The 18636-nt window shown below is 60.9% G+C and carries 13 protein-coding genes, 2 rRNA genes and 1 pseudogene (1 of these 16 running past the window's edge); 5 read left to right on the forward strand and 11 right to left on the reverse strand.

Going from position 1 to position 18636, the window contains the following annotated elements:
- Positions 1 to 50: 50 nt before the first annotated feature.
- Both F1640_RS07405 and F1640_RS24855 read right to left on the reverse strand, forming a co-directional pair.
- The gene (locus tag F1640_RS07405) at positions 51 to 461 is read right to left on the reverse strand and encodes a DoxX family protein (RefSeq protein ID WP_206694649.1); all 411 of its coding nucleotides are present in this window, start codon (positions 459 to 461) and stop codon (positions 51 to 53) included.
- A gap of 95 nt (positions 462 to 556) precedes the next feature.
- Complete coding sequence (locus tag F1640_RS24855; protein ID WP_206694650.1) at positions 557 to 823, reverse strand: hypothetical protein; 267 nt, start codon at positions 821 to 823, stop codon at positions 557 to 559.
- Between the two features lie 51 nt (positions 824 to 874).
- Here F1640_RS24855 and F1640_RS07415 point away from each other — a divergent pair, with 51 nt between their 5' ends.
- The 5 genes from F1640_RS07415 (at position 875) to F1640_RS07435 (ending at position 8302) form a co-directional block, all read left to right on the forward strand.
- The gene (locus tag F1640_RS07415; protein ID WP_194918504.1) at positions 875 to 2410 is read left to right on the forward strand and encodes a DDE-type integrase/transposase/recombinase; all 1536 of its coding nucleotides are present in this window, start codon (positions 875 to 877) and stop codon (positions 2408 to 2410) included.
- Positions 2411 to 3950: 1540 nt separating this feature from the next.
- Positions 3951 to 4439, forward strand: coding sequence for a hypothetical protein (locus F1640_RS07420; RefSeq protein WP_194918506.1), 489 nt, complete (start codon positions 3951 to 3953; stop codon positions 4437 to 4439).
- A 55-nt stretch (positions 4440 to 4494) separates the two neighbouring features.
- Positions 4495 to 5406: an NAD(P)-dependent oxidoreductase gene (locus F1640_RS07425; RefSeq protein WP_194918508.1), complete on the forward strand. Its 912-nt coding sequence runs from the start codon at positions 4495 to 4497 to the stop codon at positions 5404 to 5406.
- Positions 5403 to 7097: an amidohydrolase gene (locus F1640_RS07430; protein ID WP_125953922.1), complete on the forward strand. Its 1695-nt coding sequence runs from the start codon at positions 5403 to 5405 to the stop codon at positions 7095 to 7097. The genes F1640_RS07425 and F1640_RS07430 overlap by 4 nt, the downstream gene beginning before the upstream one ends.
- 287 nt (positions 7098 to 7384) lie before the next feature.
- The gene (locus tag F1640_RS07435; protein ID WP_206694651.1) at positions 7385 to 8302 is read left to right on the forward strand and encodes an IS1595 family transposase; all 918 of its coding nucleotides are present in this window, start codon (positions 7385 to 7387) and stop codon (positions 8300 to 8302) included.
- 43 nt (positions 8303 to 8345) lie between these two features.
- Here F1640_RS07435 and istB read toward each other — a convergent pair whose 3' ends face one another.
- From istB to F1640_RS07480, 9 genes and pseudogenes are all read right to left on the reverse strand, one after another.
- Positions 8346 to 9086, reverse strand: coding sequence for an IS21-like element helper ATPase IstB (gene istB, locus F1640_RS07440; RefSeq protein WP_194921074.1), 741 nt, complete (start codon positions 9084 to 9086; stop codon positions 8346 to 8348).
- Positions 9087 to 9097: 11 nt separating this feature from the next.
- On the reverse strand, positions 9098 to 10624 hold the full coding sequence (istA, locus tag F1640_RS07445; RefSeq protein WP_194917528.1) for an IS21 family transposase: 1527 nt from the start codon (positions 10622 to 10624) through the stop codon (positions 9098 to 9100).
- A 609-nt stretch (positions 10625 to 11233) separates the two neighbouring features.
- Positions 11234 to 12405 (reverse strand): IS3 family transposase gene (locus F1640_RS07450; protein ID WP_194917595.1). Its coding sequence is split into 2 segments (ribosomal slippage): positions 11234 to 12153 and positions 12153 to 12405, totalling 1173 coding nucleotides; the frame shifts between segments, so codons are not numbered across the junction.
- Between the two features lie 557 nt (positions 12406 to 12962).
- Positions 12963 to 13301: pseudogene (locus F1640_RS07455) on the reverse strand (transposase); the annotation flags it as partial.
- 180 nt (positions 13302 to 13481) lie between these two features.
- Positions 13482 to 14852, reverse strand: coding sequence for an IS1380 family transposase (locus F1640_RS07460; RefSeq protein WP_066763960.1), 1371 nt, complete (start codon positions 14850 to 14852; stop codon positions 13482 to 13484).
- A gap of 107 nt (positions 14853 to 14959) precedes the next feature.
- Complete coding sequence (locus F1640_RS07465; protein ID WP_082209318.1) at positions 14960 to 15394, reverse strand: IS5 family transposase; 435 nt, start codon at positions 15392 to 15394, stop codon at positions 14960 to 14962.
- Positions 15395 to 15671: 277 nt separating this feature from the next.
- Positions 15672 to 16004, reverse strand: a complete 333-nt coding sequence (locus tag F1640_RS07470; protein WP_194918510.1) for a hypothetical protein — start codon at positions 16002 to 16004, stop codon at positions 15672 to 15674.
- 221 nt (positions 16005 to 16225) lie between these two features.
- Positions 16226 to 16340: ribosomal RNA gene (gene rrf / locus F1640_RS07475) — 5S ribosomal RNA — on the reverse strand.
- Between the two features lie 139 nt (positions 16341 to 16479).
- Positions 16480 to 18636, reverse strand: a 23S ribosomal RNA gene (locus tag F1640_RS07480); it runs 636 nt beyond the window's last position.

Genomic DNA, 18636 nt, shown 5'->3' on the forward strand with positions numbered 1-18636 from the left:
TGCTGCGGTGCCGAAGTCCCGCCCAAGTTCTCTGGAACCTCGGCACAGCATCACTGCGCACCCGGCCGAACGGATCGAACTATACCCTTGAAGAGCCAGTGATCAAGGGAGAGGACGCCCGGGCCGAGGGCCATGATGCCGAGCGCGATGGCTGCCCAATAGAGGTGAAAGTTCATCCAGCCGTCAGGAAACACCAACTGGATCACACCGGTCATCATCAGCAGGCCGAGCGCGGTCAGGCGTGCTCCAAAACCGGCGATCAGAAAGATCGGAAGCAGGATCTCGGCGATCGCCGTCAGGAGAGCCAGGTGATCCGGTAACGGCAGGGCATACTCGCCACCGAGAACATGCAGCTTGAACTGCTCTTCGAACAGGAACTGCGTGCCAGCGGATAGCGACAGGAAGCCGTCCCATCGTGTCAGGCCGGAGCGCAAGAAAGGCAGCGCCAGAGCGACGCGCATCACCGGTGGCGCGATATGTCGGGCAACTGCGCCTATTCCGCCTATGAGATGGTATAGTGTTGCGACGATGCGGTTCGATCGTGGGCATTTCCCAATCATGCCGCCTCCATCGATTGGAGAGAATTCGCATCGTGACCGATGATCACGTTCGCCTCGATCATACCGCGCAATGCGGTCGTCAGATCAAAGCCAGGGTTGACGGTCAGGCCTTCCTTGACCGCGTCAATAATCGTCTGTCCTTCCTTCAGCGCCTCGATAAATGCGGCGGCTCCGACCGGCAGGCGCCGGACCTCGACTTCCGCAAAAGGTCGTGTGACGAGAGCATCCCCCCCGCATTGCCTCGCCTGAAATGCTCCCGGCAAAGCTGCCGTTGCCTCATCTAAACTGCTCCCGGCATTGGCCGGGAGGGAACGATGCGGAAGGTGAGCATGGCGACGCGAAGGGAATTGATTGAAGCTGTCGGCGCGCGGTATCGCTCGGCCGATCGCGCGAGCAAGGGTAAGGTTCTCGACGAATTCGTCGCGATCACAGGTTTCCACCGGAAGCATGCAATGCGACTCTTGCGTGCGGAGCCGTTGATCAGGGAAACGACGCGACCGGAGCGCAGGATTTACAACGAGGCGGTGCGCGGAGCGTTGCTCGTGTTATGGGAGGCCAGCGACCGCCTGTGCGGCAAGCGGTTGCGGCCGCTTATTCCGATTCTGATCGAGGCGATGGAGGGCCATGGCCACCTTGATCTCGATCCGGCGATCAAGGCGAGATTGTTGCAGATGAGCCCCGCCACGATTGACCGTATTCTTCGGATCGCGAAAGGAAACAATCAGAAGGTCCGGCGTCGCGGCGTGGCAGGATCCGAACTCAGGCGCAGTGTTCCGATCCGAACGTTCAGCGACTGGGGAGATCCGGCGCTGGGATATATGGAGGCCGACCTTGTTTCGCATAGCGGCCCGGTGGCGAAAGGGAGCTGGGCGTGGACGCTAACGTTAACGGATATCGCAACAGGCTGGACCGAATGCGCTCCGCTACTGGTTCGCGAGCAAACGTTGTTGGTGGAGGTCCTCAAGGAACTGCGCAAGCTGATGCCGTTCCCGTTGCTGGGTTTCGATTCCGACAATGACAGCGTGTTTATCAATGAGACCGTGCGGGATTACTGCGCGGCGACGGAAATCGCCTTTACCCGCTGCCGTCCCTATCGGAAGAACGATCAGGCTTGGGTCGAGCAGAAGAACGGTTCGGTTGTGCGTCGTCTAGTGGGCTATCGCCGCTTCGAGGGGCTGGAAGCAGCCGGGTTACTGGCTGAGCTGTATGCGGCGGCGCGTTTGTTCGTGAACTTTTTCCAGCCTTCATTCAAATTGGCGGAAAAGCGCCGCGACGGCGCCAAAGTCCACAAACGTTATCACGCTCCCGCGACGCCGTTCCAGCGCCTGATGGATGACCCGCGGACCAACGAGCAGACACGCGAACGGCTACGGGACCTGGCTGGCAGACTGGATCCGGTTCGACTGCTGCGAGATATCCGGACCGCGCAGCAGAAACTGGTGGTCCTGGCCGACGCCGTCGTCTTGGCAAATCCGAACGAAACGTCACCCCCACCGCTGGGGGCCTTCCTCTTGAGCCTGAAAGCTTTATGGCAGAATGGTGAGGCGCGGCCCACGGCCGTTGATAAGGCGCCGCGCAAGCGAGAGCGGCGCCGGCCGGATCCACTGCTTCAGGTTACCGACCAGTTGAAGGCCTGGTTCGAAGAGGAGCCTTGGCGTACCGGGCGCGAGTTGCTGGAGAAATTGCAGGCCCAGCAGCCGGACATTTACCCAGACGGCCTTCTGCGAACTATCCAGCGCCGGTTGAAAGGTTGGCGTACCGAACACGCGCGCGCACTTGTGTTCAGCCACTCTTCCGGACAGGCCAGCGCCACGCCAGTCGACGCGGAAACCATTCTTACGGCGATGTGACGGATTGCCGTTCCGCCTCGCCTACGGCTCAGCTGCACGGCAATCCGTCCCATGCAATGGCAATGATGCTCGAGGGCCTGTAAGGAACAATTACGTGAGGCAACGGTCGCGCCGTTCGGGAACGTTCTTTCGTGAGGCAACACGCCGTCGAGCGCCAGGACGCGGCCCAGATCGATCTCAAGGAACTCTTCGGAAACCGAACGCGCACCTGCCCAATAGAGCCGCCACTTGGTGCCATTGGTCAGGATGCCCCAGCGCAGCTGACCACTTGTCAGGTCGTCAATGCGGCGCAGATATCGCAGCATCTGGGTTGAAGGCGCGGTCGCCTCATCCCGGCCAGAAGCGCGATCCAGCGGACGAGCCCAGCGCTTGCTTTCGACCACCGCCAGACCGTGCGCATAGCGCTTCCATTGCTCGTCCAGCGCATTAGCTGCCGCCTTGGCGTCTGCGTCCAGAAACAGGAGGCCGTCGGGCACATCATCGCGCCCGCTGACAGTCAAATTCTGTTGTCGCAAGGACTCCGACCAGCCCAGCGCACCAAGAACCGGCCAGATGAAGTCATCCTCCGTCTGGCTTTCGTTGGTCTTGTGACTTTGCGGGAATGCAGCGGCGATATTTCCCAACGCAATACGTAGGCCAACAGCATCGACCGCTAGATATGCTGGATCAGCCTTGATGGCTTCGGCCAGGTAATCAGTCGTGAACAAAGAACCAGAAATGAAAATCGCTGAATCGGACAAGCAGGAACCCCTTTGCGGGCACCTTAGTAACGAGGACGCGCGCCGGGAAGAGGCCGGGCAACCACTTTCAGTGTAAGGTGAACATACCGCTCATTCGCCGCTTGGCTCACCTGACACGCGAATGACGCTGGCCAATTCAACGGGAAGCCGGATCACAACAATAACGCCCGCGTATGGTGATTGGACATACACACCCTACGCGACACCTCTCTATGCGCATCGCATTGAAAACAATGAAGAAAGATTGGATTTTCGGCGGTGGCAGCTTCTCAATCACATTTGACTGGCAATTTGAATCTGATTGAAAAACAATATAAATTACTGATTTATAATGATGTTTCTTGAGGGATCGGCCAATCGGATTTGATTTGGACGATCTGCGCCGGGCGATTCAGCAGCAAGTCCAAGGTTTTCCACAGACATCCGGTCACAAAGGGGGCCAGTTTGGGGGCCATCGTGATTGGTCGTTTCTAAAAAACTGCGAGATATCATGCGGATAATTTTCTTTTTGGCTTCCCGCTACCTTCCTGATCCATTCCCGCTGCAAACTATGGCGCAGTTCAGCGTTGGACGGCCGCGCGCAACTGCTGTAAGCGGGCGCATCCGTCAGGTTCCGAAAATAGCACTGCCGGCACGATAAAACCTCCCGCTGGCACGTCTGGATCGGAGCAGCCCCATGACCGAACGTTACCGTCGCCATCCATCCGGGTGCCATCTCCTTGCCTGAGTCCCTTTCGCGGAAGGGTTCGCCCACGCGGGTCCAGGCCGATGCAGCCGCGCTTTCCGCAGCGCATCGGGCAATGGTGCGTGGCTGTCGCTTTCTGATCGATCGCGCCGCGCGCGATGCCACCGTGATGCCGGGCTGCGAACGTACCGCGCGCGTGGCGCTGCGGCTGGCGGGCAATTGTCTGAAGGAACTCGACCGCTTCCTGGCCATCCTTATCGACGAGCACGCCCCGCCTTCAGAGGCACCGTCCCGCCACGGCGCCGCAGCGGAGGGTGACACCGATAGCGCGCGCAAGCTGTCGCGGATCAAGGCGATGGAAAGCCGCTTTCCGGTGGACGTCCTGCGCCTGCGCGCGATCGGGCGCGTCCGCGCTTTCGCAACGGGCCATTCGCCGGTTTCGTCCGGCACGAGACTGGCCCAAGATCTTGCCATCGCTGCGCGCGGGCAAGGGCTTGTCCCCCCCCGGCACGGAGCTACACCCGTCATCAGTGACCAGGCACTGGCTGCCATCGCGGAATTCTATCTGTCGCTGACCGCCTGCCTGAAGGCGCAGCACGCCTGACGCCCCGCGCGCTTTGCGACTGGAACCCTCCGCCAAAGCCGTTAAACAGGCGGACATGAGCGAACCTCTCAACGTATCGTTTCTGGGCCTCGGCGTAATGGGCGGCGCGATGGCCCGCCATCTTGGCAAGGCTGGGCACCGCCTCACCATCTACAACCGCACCGCCACCCGCGCGGAAGCATGGCAGGCCGCGAACCCCGGCCTTGCGACGCGTGTCGCCTCGTCGCCGGCTGAAGCGGCGGAAGGAGCCGACGTCGTCATCACCTGCGTTGGCAACGATGATGATCTCGCCGATGTCGTGCTCAGCCCCACGGGCGCGTTTTCCACGTTGCGGCGGGGCGCGCTGTTCATCGATCACACCACGGTTTCCGCGCGGATCGCCCGCCAGATCGCGGTGGAAGGACGCGACAAGGAACTGCTCTGCGTCGATGCGCCCGTCACCGGCGGTCAGTCCGGCGCCGAGAACGGCACGCTTTCGATCATGTGCGGCGGCAGCGCAAAGGCGGTGGACGCCGCACGCACGATCCTTGCTGCCTATGCCAAGCGGGTGGTCCACGTGGGTAAGTCCGGCGCCGGGCAGACGGCCAAGATGGCCAACCAGATGTGCATCGCGGGCACCATCGCCGGCCTTTCCGAAGCGATCCGCTTCTGCCAGATCGCCCGCCTCGATCTCGACAAGGTTTTCGAGGCGATTTCGGGCGGCGCGGCGCAAAGCTGGCAGATGGACAACCGCTGGCACACTGCCGCAAAGGACGAGTTCGATTTTGGCTTCGCCATCGACTGGATGCGCAAGGACCTGGGCCTCGCCATTGAGGAAGCCCGCAATCTGGGCGCCAGCGTGCCGACGACGGCGCTGATAGACCAGTTCTATGCCGACGTGCAGGCTTTGGGCGGCGGGCGCGAGGACACCAGCGCGCTGATCCGCCGCCTGCCCAGAAGGGGTAGCGAGAAAGGCTCGCCCGCGTGAGCCACGGGCGCCGGGCCGCCATCGCGGCGCTGCTGCTGGCGACAGCCCCTTCGCTCGCGCTGGCCGATACGCTGGTCGATAACGTCAGCGGCGAAACCATCGGCCCCGATGGCCGCGTCCAGACGTTCTCGGCGCTGGTCTTCGACGATGCCGGCGTGATCAAGGCGATCTACCGGCCCGGCGAGAAAAAGCCTCCCAAGGGCATTCAGTACCACGTCGACGGCAAGGGCCGGATCATGCTGCCCGGCCTGATCGACGCGCACGCGCACGTCATGCAGCTGGGCTTCGCCGCGCTCACGCTGGATCTGTCGGACACGAAATCGCTGACCGAAGCGCTGGGACGGATCAAGAGCTATGCCGCCGAGCATCCCGATCGCCCGTGGATCATCGGGCGCGGCTGGAATCAGGAAAGCTGGGGACTGGGGCGCTTTCCCACAGCGGCGGAACTCGATGCCGTCGTGGCCGACAAGCCGGTCTGGCTCGAACGCGTCGATGGCCATGCTGGCTGGGCCAATGGTGCGGCGCTGAAAGCCGCCGGTGTCACGGCGCAGACCAAGGACCCGGCCGGCGGCCATCTCGAACGCACCGCCGCCGGCGCACCAGCCGGCGTGCTGGTCGATGCCGCGCAAGCGCTGGTGGCGCGGGTCGTCCCCGCCCCGCGCGCGGCCGACCGCGATGTCGCGCTGGCGACCGCCCAGCGCCTGCTGTTCCGGCGCGGCGTAACCGCCGTGGCCGACATGGGCACGAGCATCGAGGACTGGCAGGCCTATCGCCGCGCCGGTGATCACAACGAACTCTATATCCGGATCATGGCCTATGCCGCCGGCGTCGATCAGATGGCGCTGATCGCCGGCCCCGGCCCCACCCCATGGCTCTATCAGGACCGTCTGCGTCTCAACGGCGTAAAGCTCTACATGGACGGCGCGCTGGGATCGCGCGGGGCGTGGCTCAAGGCCCCCTATGCCGATGCGCCAGGCACGCGCGGGCTGCCCCAGTTGTCCGACACGCAATTGCGCAACCTAATGAGCCGCGCCGCGATGGACGGCTTCCAGATCGCGGTGCACGCCATCGGTGATCAGGCCAATGCCGCCGTGCTGGATGCCATCGAGGATCTGTCGCAGACCTACAAGGGCGATCGTCGCTGGCGCATCGAACACGCGCAGATCGTCGACCCGGCCGATTTCGCGCGGTTCGGGCGCAACGGCATCGTCGCCTCGATGCAGCCGGTGCACCAGACTTCGGACCGCCTGATGGCGGAGGCCCGTTTGGGGCCGCAGCGGCTCACCGGCGCCTATGCCTGGCATTCCCTCCAGGCGGCGGGTGCAACGCTCGCCTTCGGGTCGGACGCGCCGGTGGAACAGGCCGATCCCTTTGCCGGTATCGCGGCGGCGATCAGCCGGGAAGATCCAGCGGGCCAGCCTGTCGGCGGATGGCAGCCCCAGGAACGCGTCGACCGGGCCAGCGCGCTTGCCGGATATAGCAGCGGCGCGGCCTGGGCCAGTTTCGCCGAACAGCGCTTCGGTCGCCTGGCTCCCGGCCAGCGTGCCGATTTCGTGTTTGTCGATACCGATCCGATGTTCGCCAGCGCGGCGGAAATACGCGCCACCAAGGTCCTCGAGACGTGGATTGGCGGCGGCAAGGTCTGGAGCGCCGATCAGGCAGACGCCAGCAGCGCTACCGAAAAGCGCTGAACCATGCCGAACTGTCGTTGATGATATCCCCGTAACGCCCGGCGCGGTGCAGTTTTCCCGCATCCTCTCCCAAGCCACGCCGGGCGAACGGTGGATGTGGGTGTTCTAGGGCGATTTACGGCGCACGCCAGCAGCGAATGCACGCGGGTGCATTTTCGGCAATCGCCTGATGCTTTGTTGCAACAAAGAGTCCGCTTCGGTTCACGAAACGCGGGCAAACAAAAGGCGTTATTATACTTGACGTACCCAAATTGAGATGGCACAACACTCCGTAAGGAGTTAAATCGATGTCGTCCGCCCTTTCCGCCCCGCACTTCCACGATGAAGAAGCTGCCTTCGCCTATGTCGAAGCGCGCATTTGGCCCGAAGGACCGGTGTGCCCGCATTGCGGCGGTGTCGAGCGGATCGGCAAGCTCCAAGGCAAGTCCACCCGCGTCGGCGTGTGGAAGTGCTACCAGTGCCGCAAGCCGTTCACCGTAAAAATTGGCACCATCTTTGAGGACAGCAAGGTAGCGATGCACATCTGGCTTCAGGCGATGTACCTGATTGCCGGGAGCAAGAAGGGCATTTCGAGCAATCAGCTTCACCGCATCCTTGGCGTCACCCTCAAGACCGCTTGGTTCATGTCGCAGCGTATCCGCGAAGCGATGCGTTCGGATGACATGACTCCGTTCGGCGGTGCGGGCGGTATCGTTGAAGTGGACGAGACATTTATCGGCCACCTCAAAGGCACCGAAAAGAAGCGCGCCTTCCATCATAAGATGAAGGTTCTGGCGCTGGTCGATCGCGACACCGGCAAGGCTCGCACGATGGTTATCGAGAATGTCCGCGCCGATACCTTGATGCCGATCGTTCTCGCGAACGTCGCCCGCGAAGCCCGCGTGATGACTGACGAGCACAGCGGCTATCGCGACATGGGCAAGTTCTTCGCGGATCACGGCACGACCTCTCACGGTCGCGGCGAATATGTGAACCTTGAGGATCGCACCGTTCACAGCAATACCGTGGAAGGCTATTTCAGCATCTTTAAGCGCGGCATGAAGGGCGTATATCAGCACTGCGGCGAGCAGCACTTGCACCGCTACCTCGCTGAGTTTGAATTCCGGTATAACAACCGTGTTGCCCTTGGTGCTGATTCCGACGATCCCGGCCGCCCATTCCGATCTGATCCCGGTCACTGTTCCGATATGATGCCGGCCGGGTGAAGCCAGATCGTGGGTAATTATTGGCATGCAGGTTTTGAGTGGGTCAAGCGGCTTGAGCGTGGAGATTTCGGCGCATGGATTCGCCGGAGAGTTCTAGGCGATGGGCGTTGTGAACGAGGCGATCGAGGATGGCATCGGCGTAGGTCGGGTCGCCGATCAGATTGAACCAGCTGGCTACTGGGAGCTGGCTGGTCACCAACGTTGATCGACGGCCGTAACGGTCTTCGAGGATTTCGAGCAGGTGATGACGGGCATTGCCGTCGAGCGGCTCAAGCCCCCAGTCGTCAAGGATGAGCAGGTCGACGCGCGCCAGGCTCTTCATTCGGGCCGCGATGCGGCCGTCACCCTTGGCCAGCGACAAGTCATCGATCAGGCGCGGTAGGCGGGTGTAGAGCACCGAGCGATTGTCCCGGCAAGCCTGGTGGCCGATTGCACAGGCAAGCCAACTTTTGCCGACGCCTGCTGGCCCGATAATCGCGCAGTTCTCGTGGGCGGCGATCCAGTTGCCCTTGAGCAGCATTTCGAACAACCGGCGGTCGAGCCCGCGCGCAGCGCGGTAATCGACGTCCTCGGGAACAGCGTGGTGCCGTAGCTTGGCGTGTCGCAGGCGCAGCGCGAGGCGCCGGTCGTTACGCCAGGTAGCCTCGTGATCGAGCAGCAACGCCAGCCATTCGGCGTGGTTCAGGCTGGCGGCATCGCCGTTGTTGTCGAGGTCGGCGAAGGCGTGCGCCATGCCGGTCAGGCCGAGCTGGTTCAATTGATCAAGGGTTGGGTGTCTGAGCATCATTGTTCCTCTCAATGGTAGTATTGGGAGCCCCGGATGTTGTCGTGCAGGATCGGCTCGCGCTCCGGGGCTTTGGACACGGGCACCTTGTCGAGCCCCTTTTCGAGGATCGATTTGACGGAAGGATAATTGCGCGCCTGGATCTCCAGAGCGCGGACCGCGGCGGCTTCAAGCCGATCGGCGCCGAAGCGCTTGGCCAAGCCGATGATGCCAAGGCACGAGCGGTATCCCTGTTCGGGATGCGGCCGATCGTTGATGATGCGCTCGACCAACAGCGACAGCATCGGCCCGATCCGGGCCGCCTCGTCGCGGATCTTCGCGGGCGTCCATTCCAGATAGCGCCGGTGGCTCGAGGGCATATGCTCGGGCACAGTCGTGTGCCGGCCATTTCCGCTGCCACGCATGTGAACGGCAATGCGCTCGCCGCCCAGGAAGATCTCGACAGTGCGTGCGGTAAAGCGGGCTTCTACCTCACGGCGGGCGAAGCGATGCGGCACCGAGTAGTGATGCTGCTCGAGCGCGATATGGTAGTCGAGCCCGACCCGGCAGCGCTTCCACTGGGCATGGACCCAGGGCTCGGCAGGCAGCGGTTTGAGGTTGGGCGCGTCAACCTCATCGAACAGTTCGCGCCGGGTCTTCTGGAACTGGCGTAGCACGCGCCGGTCGTTGAGATCGGCAAGGCACTCGGCAATGCCCGCATTGACCTCGGCCAGACTGTAGAAGATCCGGTTGCGCAGCCGGCCCAGCACCCATCTTTCGACGATGCCGACGCAAGCCTCCACTTTCGCCTTGTCTCTCGGCTTCCGGCTTCGTGTCGGGAGCACCGCCGTACCGTAATGGCGGGCGAGGTCGGTGTAGCTGCGGTTGACCATTGGATCGAAGTTGCAGGCCTTGATCACCGCGACCTTGGCATTGTCGGGCACCAGCAACCGCGGCACGCCGCCGAAGAACGCGAACGCGGCGTTGTGGGCCTCGGCCCAGTCAGCAAACTGCTCCGTCCAGGTCGCGCACGCGAACGACAGGCTCGAGCCGCCCAGCACCGCCACGAACAGATGCGCGGCGCGGATCTCGCCGGTCCGGCGGTTGATCACGACCGGGACAGTGTCGCCCGCGTAGTCGACGAACAGCTTCTCGCCGCCGGCATGGCTCTGGCGCATCACCAGCGACAACCGGCCTTCCCAGTTGCGGAACAGCTCGCACCAGCGACTGTACCGATAACCGTCGGGATGAGCGGCGATGTATTCTTCCCACAGGACCTGCAGCGTCACGTGCTTGCGCTTCAGCTCGCGTGCCACCACCGACCAGTCGGGCTCGGATTGCTTGCGTCTGCCCGGCTTTACCCCGGCAGGCCCATAAAGCCGGGCTTCCAGTTCCGCGTCGCTGATCTCGGCCGGAACCGGCCAGGAAAGCCCCGAGCGCTCGAAGCGGACCACCATGTCTCGCACCGTCGAGCGTGCAATGCCCATCATACGGGCCACCTCGCGCATCGGGACACAGCCTTCCCGGTGCAATCTCAATACTTCGCGCACATCGCGCATCTTCGGCCTCCTCGTCGGCATCCAGTCCTCCCGGCTCACACGCAGCCGCAAGGATGGCCCAACGATCAGGCTTCTCATCCCCCGGCAGGTGGCCGGGAATTAATCGGAATGCCGGCCGGGATCAGGTCGGAATGCCGGCCGGGATCAAATCGGAATGGTGGCCGGCATGACCTCGGAATCCGCACCCTTGGTTGCAATGACGCGGACCGCGCGGATGCGCTGCTCAAGGGCGTGGTTGGCAGGCGCCTTACTTATGCATGATTGATTGGAAAAAGATGTGCCCAAGCAGGCCAAGAAGCTGACCGAGGAAGAGCAAAGCGAGCGCTTCCGAAAGGCAATCCGCGATCTCTCGGACGCTGGCGAACTAAGCCCCGCCGCCGATCAAGATTTCGAAAGGCTGGTACGGGCGGCCAAGTCTAAGCCTGGCCGGGCTCCTGAGTAGGCATTGTCACGGGAAGCTTGTTCTGCTTAGCCAGTTCTATGGCGATTGCCTTTTCCAGAGCCTCGCGGACCTTTCCCGCATCTCCATCCTCTAGCATGTCGATTAGGTGCCATGCCGGCACTACGGCCATCAGGCTGACGTGACCCCCAGCTTTCCCCCAGCTGGGATTAGAGCCGGGCGGTTGTTTTGCGCATAAGCGCGGTTGAAGCAATGGGCTGCGTAGCGGAGCCCGTAGGGCGTAGCGAAGCAGGCCATTGCTTATCCAGTTCAGCGGCGAACGCCGCCGGTGTTGCGTAACCGAGAGACGAGTGTGGTCGCTCCCGATTGTAGTCTTCGACCCAGGCCGCGATCTCGACACGGGCATGGGCCATGCTCAAGAACAGCGTCTCGTTGAGCAGTTCGTCGCGCATGCGGCCATTGAAGCTCTCGACATAGCCATTCTGCATCGGCCTTCCGGGCGCGATGTAATGCCACTCCACGCCGACCTCGCCGCACCATGCCAGCACAGCGTTGCTGGTGAGCTCGGTGCCATTGTCGCTGACGATCATGCCTGGCTTGCCGCGCTGTTCGATCAGTGCGGTCAGCTCGCGAACGACACGGCGACCAGAGATCGAGGTGTCCGGCACCGCTGCCAGGCACTCCCGGGTCACGTCATCGACCACGTTGAGCACCCGGAACCGTCTTCCCGAAGCCATCTGGTCGTGAACAAAGTCCAGGCTCCAGCGCTGGTTCGGCAGCGCCAGAACCGGAGCAGGTGCCCTTGTGCCAACAGCACGCCTGCGGCTTCGTCGTCGCCTCACTGCCAGCCCTTCTTCCTTGTAGAGCCTCTGGGTCTTCTTGCGGTTGATCATGATCCCCTCCCGGCGCAGCAGGATATGCAGACGGCGATAGCCGAACCGGCGACGCTGGTTGGCCAGCTCGCGCAGCTTCTCGCGAAGCTCGGCATCATCGTCCCGGGTGGAACGGTAACGCACGCTTTTGCGATCAGCATCGATAACACGGCACGCCCGCCGCTCGCTCATCCCGTGGCACACCTGGAGATGAGCAACAGCTTCCCGCTGCGCGGCGGGCATCAGAACTTTTTTGCCAGAAGATCCTTCAGAGCAGCCTTGTCCAGCATCGCATCGGCCAGCAGCCGCTTGAGCTTGGCGTTCTCGCTCTCGAGCTCCTTCAGTCGGCGGGCATCGGACACTTCCATCCCGCCATACTTCGACTTCCAGTTGTAGATCGTCGCTTCAGATACACCGTGCCGACGGGCCAGGTCAGCGGTCTTGGCTCCCGCCTCCGCTTCCTTCAGCACCCCGATAATCTGCTCTTCTGAAAACCTCGTACGCTTCATCGTCTGTCCTTCCTTCAAGGCCAGACTCTAATCGCTCGTGGAGGAAAATCAGGGGGTCACGTCAAGGCCGGTGTTCATTGGCGTGCGGTATCCACTTTGCAGTTGCACGCCTGAACTATCGCACACCTTCTCCCAAAGCGGGATCATTGCGTAATTTACGCCAAGCAACCACCGCTTATCGGGCCAGTATCCTTTGCCTAATGTGCTGCCATCTGGTGCGGTCTTCAGATTGATAGTCGGCCGATAATGAGCGGTATCAAGGTCCACAAAAACCGGAGACCCGGAGCTTCCGCCTATAGATCGAGCTTCAACCAAGAAGCATTCTTGGTTTCTTCCATCTACTCGAACAGGCTCGATCGGTGACTGAGCTATCTGCCCGAATCTCGCCACCGGATTATTTGACTTTTTCCCGGCGTGACCGACAAAACGGCCTACGAATATACAATCGTCGCCCGGCCCTATATCAAGTGCATCGCACCACTCTTTCGAGAGTAGCCAGTCCTTGGTTAGGAAACTGAACTTGTGGATGTCCTGCGAAAGTTGGATCGGCCTGACTGCTAGGCGGCGTGGACAAATTTGAGCCAGTATCTGGCGGTGGCGAGATGGACCATGCCGAGGAAGCTGTTGGCAAGCTGGTCGTAGCGGGTGGCGATGGCGCGGTTGATTTTGAGATGGCCGAACATGCGCTCGATGCGGTTGCGCTGCTTGTAGAGCGTTCGATCATGCTCGATCTTGACGCGGCGGTTTGACCGGCCGGGGATGACGGCAGCAATCTTCCGCTCGGCAAGATCCGCACGAATGGCATCAGCGTCATACCCCTTGTCCGCCAACAAAGCGTCGGGCGTGCACTCGGGCAGATCGATCAAAGCATCATACGCCTTGCAGTCCGCTGCCTCGCCACCTGTTAGCCCGGCTTATTCATGAGCCCGCTGCACTGGGGCGTGCCGGGTTTGATGTGTCGGTGGCCGCGTGATCCGGGCGCGCGGTTTCGGCGGCGTTTTTCGCCGCAGCAAAACCGATGGCTTTTCGAGGTTGATGGGCGATGGCTCGGGCTTTGTGCGGCACAGCCGCGCTGGCTATGTCGGCGCTGGCCGGAGACTGGTGGCGATGGCTTTGAACACGCCGGCGTCGGGGCATGCTGACGCGAAGGCGACACGGATGCGCGAGGCGGTCTCGATGACGCGGGCGGCGACCTTGAGCAGCCGCAGGCGCAGCGTTGCGAACTCGGCAGTGGCCAGAGAGGTGGCCTTGGGGATGGCCTGCTGGACGCGCCACATCAGCCAGTAGGCGGCGGTATGCAGGATGAGGCGCATCTGGTTGGCATTGGCCGAGCGGCACGAGGTGCGATCGCTGGCCAACTGGGTCTTGTGGCGCTTGATCAGGTTTTCGGCTTGGCCGCGCGCGCAATAGAGCGTGTCGTAAATGTGCTCGGGCGAGCCTTCTGTCAGCGAGGTGACGACATAGCGGATGTCCATGCCCAGCGTGCTGGCCTCAATCCGGGCGACGACGCGGCGTTGGCTCTTCCAGCTTTTGGCGCCGTAGCGGGTCTCGACATAGTTGCGCAGGACCGGATGTTGGGCCTGGGCCCGCTTGACCGCGCAGGCATCGGCGACGGCAACGATGGCCGGATCGGCCCGCAGCGCGGCGTTGGTCGGCAAGCCGAACACGTAATCGACCCCGGCCGCCTCGCAGAACGCCATGATCTCGGGACGGGCGTAGTGCCCATCGCCGCGGATGGTGATGTGGGTATCGGGCCAGTGCTGGCGGATATGACGCACCAGGCGCCGGATGTGGCCGGCACCTTCGGCACCCGACGGCGTCTTGCCAGTGCGCAGCAGCATCGCCACCGGCCGCCCGCTCGCGGTATCGTACACATGGATCGGCAGGAAGCAGCGCTCACCGTGATGTCCGTTCCAGAACGAGAGCTGCTGATAGCCGTGCACGACATCACACGTGTCATCGATATCCAGCGTCACCGCCGCCGGTGGGGCCGGATAGCTGGCACAGTAAACGCCGATCATCGCGACCATCATCCGGGCCAGTTCACGCGTGGTCGGTGCATTCTCCCAGCGGCTCATCGTCGGTTGGCTGGCCAGCCCCGCGCCCGATCCCGGCAACTTGCCCAGCGCCAGGCGGAAGCCCGGATCGTCGCGCAGGGCATCGAGATCATCGGCGTCCTCATAGCCACACGTGATCGCGAACACACGGGCACGCAGAATGTCATCGAGGCGATGGATCACCCGCGTCGGGTCACGCGGATCGGCGATGCACGCAGCAAGCTGCCGGCAGATCCCCATCGCGCGCTCGGCCTGCGCCAGCAGCAGAACGCCGCCGTCAGAGGTCAGCCGGCCACCGTCGAACGCGGTTGTGACCTTCTTGCCGCCAACCGCTGGAAACGAAAATCCCGGTGCGCTATCATCGCTCCCGGCGGGTGTGGTCCGTGGCATAAATTGCCTCGCTGAAGGACTGGTCTAGACACCCATTTTCCTACTGCAAAGCAATCGCTTACGCCACTCCCGCCAACCCTCTCACCCGCCGCGGTGAATAAGACAGGTTAGGTGGAAGGCAACTGGTCGTCCGAGGGCATCAGCCAAGCAGTGAAGCTTACTGGTGAACCCGCCCCGCGAGCGGCCAAGAGCGCGTCGATGAGTCCCCCTTTTCCGCCCGCTGCCGAAACGTGGGCGCGGACTGTTGTGCTATCGATGCTGTAGTGGCCGCTGTCAGCCATGATTTCGGCGAGCGTAACCGCAACGGTCTCCCAAACACCAGCCTCACTCCAGCGTCGAAACCGCCGATAGATCGTGTTCCAACTGCCGTATTTCGGTGGTACATCGCGCCACGGTGCGCCGCAACGGAGCCGCCAGAGTATGCCGTTGACGACAGAACGGTTCTGCTCCGGCCGCCTGCCTCGACCGCGATTTTCAGGCTCGATTGGCAACAAGCCCTTCAAAATTCGCCATTCTGCTTCGGTGAGATCGCCCCGGCTCAAATCTGCCTCCAAAAAGCAGGCTTGAATCAACGACTGGCCATCGCGTCAATCGCGTTCCCAAACACCATGCAGAAATCGGTGTTTTTACGGCCACCTCGCGATAGATTACGCCGCATGAGGAAAGTGACCCGACGGGATTGGCTTGCGCTATCTGCTCCGGCCGTTGTCAGTATTCTGGTGGCCTATTTTCATGGTCATCAGAAGGGATGGGGTGCTGGTATAGCTACCGGAGCAATCATGTTTTCGTTCGCCGTTTGGATATGGCGGCGACAAATCATCAAATATCCCGAAGACACTTGGAAAGCTCGCCTCTAGGCAATTTGTCCACGCCGCCTAGGTCCGAATCAGGGTGAAATAGCCATTGCCGGTCATCGGTATCGATGAACTCAAAGCCGCCACCCTTCTTATTGACCCTGATTGTCCAATGATTCTGCTCAATCACATGGCGATTGGTAACGGCCCAAAGAGTAAAACATGAGGCATTTCCTCCCATAGGCCACCCAAGCAAAAATCCGGTTCCTCCCGTCTCGTCCCCCGCCTCAGCGGACGGAATGTCGGGGTAAAGGTAGATTATGCTATCCAGCCAATCCTGAGGGATGCGGAACGACATGCAGCTCTCCTCTTGCCGCAAAGCGAGGTATCGCCCCGCGACAAAAGAAGGAGCCTTCTTGGGAGACTCGAATCCCGCCACTGGAGCTAGACCGACCATCTAGCATTTCCCTGTGGGTACGCAATGTATAACATCGCCAAACAAAAAGCCCACCGGAAGGCGGGCTTTTGTCTGATCATCATGAATGGGTTTTTATGTTGTTATAATCCGTCGGCTTCAATGCCTGGCGACGACCTACTCTTCCAACGCTTGAGCGTTAGTACCATTGGCGCGGACTGGTTTCACGGCCGAGTTCGAGAAGGGATCGGGTGGTTCACAGACGCTATGGCCACCAGGCAATGGAGCCGACGGATTGTATCGATGCATTGGATCCATCTTTTTGGGATGGATTTTGCGATGTTGTTAAGTTGGCTGGTATCGTCCGTCATCGTTGGACGGGACCTGCAAGGGCAGGCCTGTCATTGATGGCGGGATTCTCAAGCATGAACAGAGTTATTAGGACCGGTTAGCTTCATGCGTTACCGCACTTCCACACCCGGCCTATCAACGTGATGGTCTATCACGACTCGAAGATACCTTATCTTGAGGGAGGCTTCCCGCTTAGATGCTTTCAGCGGTTATCCCGTCCATGCATAGCTACCCTGCTGCACTCCTGGCGGAATGACAGGTACACCAGAGGCATGTTCACCCCGGTCCTCTCGTACTAGGGGCAACTCCTCTCAAGTATCGACGCCCACGGCAGATAGGGACCAAACTGTCTCGCGACGTTCTGAACCCAGCTCACGTACCACTTTAATTGGCGAACAGCCAAACCCTTGGGACCTGCTCCAGCCCCAGGATGTGATGAGCCGACATCGAGGTGCCAAACGATTCCGTCGATATGAGCTCTTGGGAATCATCAGCCTGTTATCCCCGGCGTACCTTTTATCCGTTGAGCGATGGCCCTTCCACGAGGGACCACCGGATCACTATGACCGACTTTCGTCTCTGCTCGATTCGTCAATCTCGCAGTCAGGCAGGCTTATGCCATTGCACTCTAACAGCCGGTTTCCAACCGGCCTGAGCCTACCATCGCGCGCCTCCGTTACTCTTTAGGAGGCGACCGCCCCAGTCAAACTACCCGCCACAGAGGGTCCCCGAACCGGCTAACGGTCCTGGGTTAGACATCAGAAAACAACAGGGTGGTATTTCACCTATGGCTCCACACCGGCTGGCGCCAGTGCTTCAAAGCCTCCCACCTATGCTACACAATTCTTTCCTAATGCCACTCTGAAGCTGCAGTAAAGGTGCACGGGGTCTTTCCGTCTAACCGCGGGTACTCCGCATCTTCACGGAGAATTCAATTTCGCTGAGCATATCCTGGAGACAGTGGGGAAGTCGTTACGCCATTCGTGCAGGTCGGAACTTACCCGACAAGGAATTTCGCTACCTTAGGACCGTTATAGTTACGGCCGCCGTTTACCGGGGCTTCAATTCGGAGCTTGCACTCCTCCTCTTAACCTTCCGGCACCGGGCAGGCGTCAGACCCTATACGTCGTCTTGAAGCCGACTTAGCAGAGTCCTGTGTTTTTGCTAAACAGTCGCTACCCCCTGGCCTGTGCCCCCCACAAATGCTTGCGCATATGTGGGGCCTCCTTCTTCCGAAGGTACGGAGGCAATTTGCCGAGTTCCTTCAGGATACTTCTCTCAAGCGCCTTGGTATACTCTACCAGACCACCTGTGTCGGTTTCGGGTACGGTCTATACGGTGGGGCTATTTCCTGGAACCGCTTCGAAGCCTGACCAATCCGATAAGGTCAGACAACACACGCGATCCGTCACACACCACCAGGCCCACGAATATTAACGTGGTTCCCATCGACTACCCCCTTCGGGCTCGTCTTAGGGGCCGGCTCACCCTGCTCAGATTAGCTTTAAGCAGGAACCCTTGGTCTTTCGGCGAGAGGGCATCTCACCCTCTTTGTCGCTACTCATGTCAGCATTCGCACTTCCGATACCTCCACGGCCCATTACCAGACCGCTTCACAGGCTTACGGAACGCTCCGCTACCGTTTGGACCGAAGTCCAAACCCTAAGCTTCGGTGCACGTCTTGAGCCCCGTTACATCTTCGCCGCAGGAACCCTTATTTAGACCAGTGAGCTGTTACGCTTTCTTTAAAGGATGGCTGCTTCTAAGCCAACCTCCTGGTTGTTTTGGGATTCCCACATGCTTTCCCACTTAGACGTGACTTGGGGACCTTAGCTGTAGGTTAGGGCTGTTTCCCTTTTGACGACGGACCTTAGCACCCGCCGTCTGTCTGCCGGATAAATCTCGTTGGTATTCGGAGTTTGGTTAGAATTGGTAGATCTCGCGACCCCCGCATCCATCCAGTGCTCTACCCCCAACGGTATACGTCCGACGCTCTACCTCAATAGATTTCGCGGAGAACCAGCTATTTCCCGGTTTGATTGGCCTTTCACCCCTAAACACAACTCATCCGACAATTTTTCAACATTGAACGGTTCGGTCCTCCAGTGCGTGTTACCGCACCTTCAACCTGGTCATGCCTAGATCACCGGGTTTCGGGTCTAATTCATCGAACTCAGTCGCCCTATTCAGACTCGCTTTCGCTGCGCCTACACCTATCGGCTTA

It is taken from the genome of Novosphingobium sp. NBM11, from assembly GCF_015390225.1.
Lineage (GTDB): Bacteria > Pseudomonadota > Alphaproteobacteria > Sphingomonadales > Sphingomonadaceae > Novosphingobium.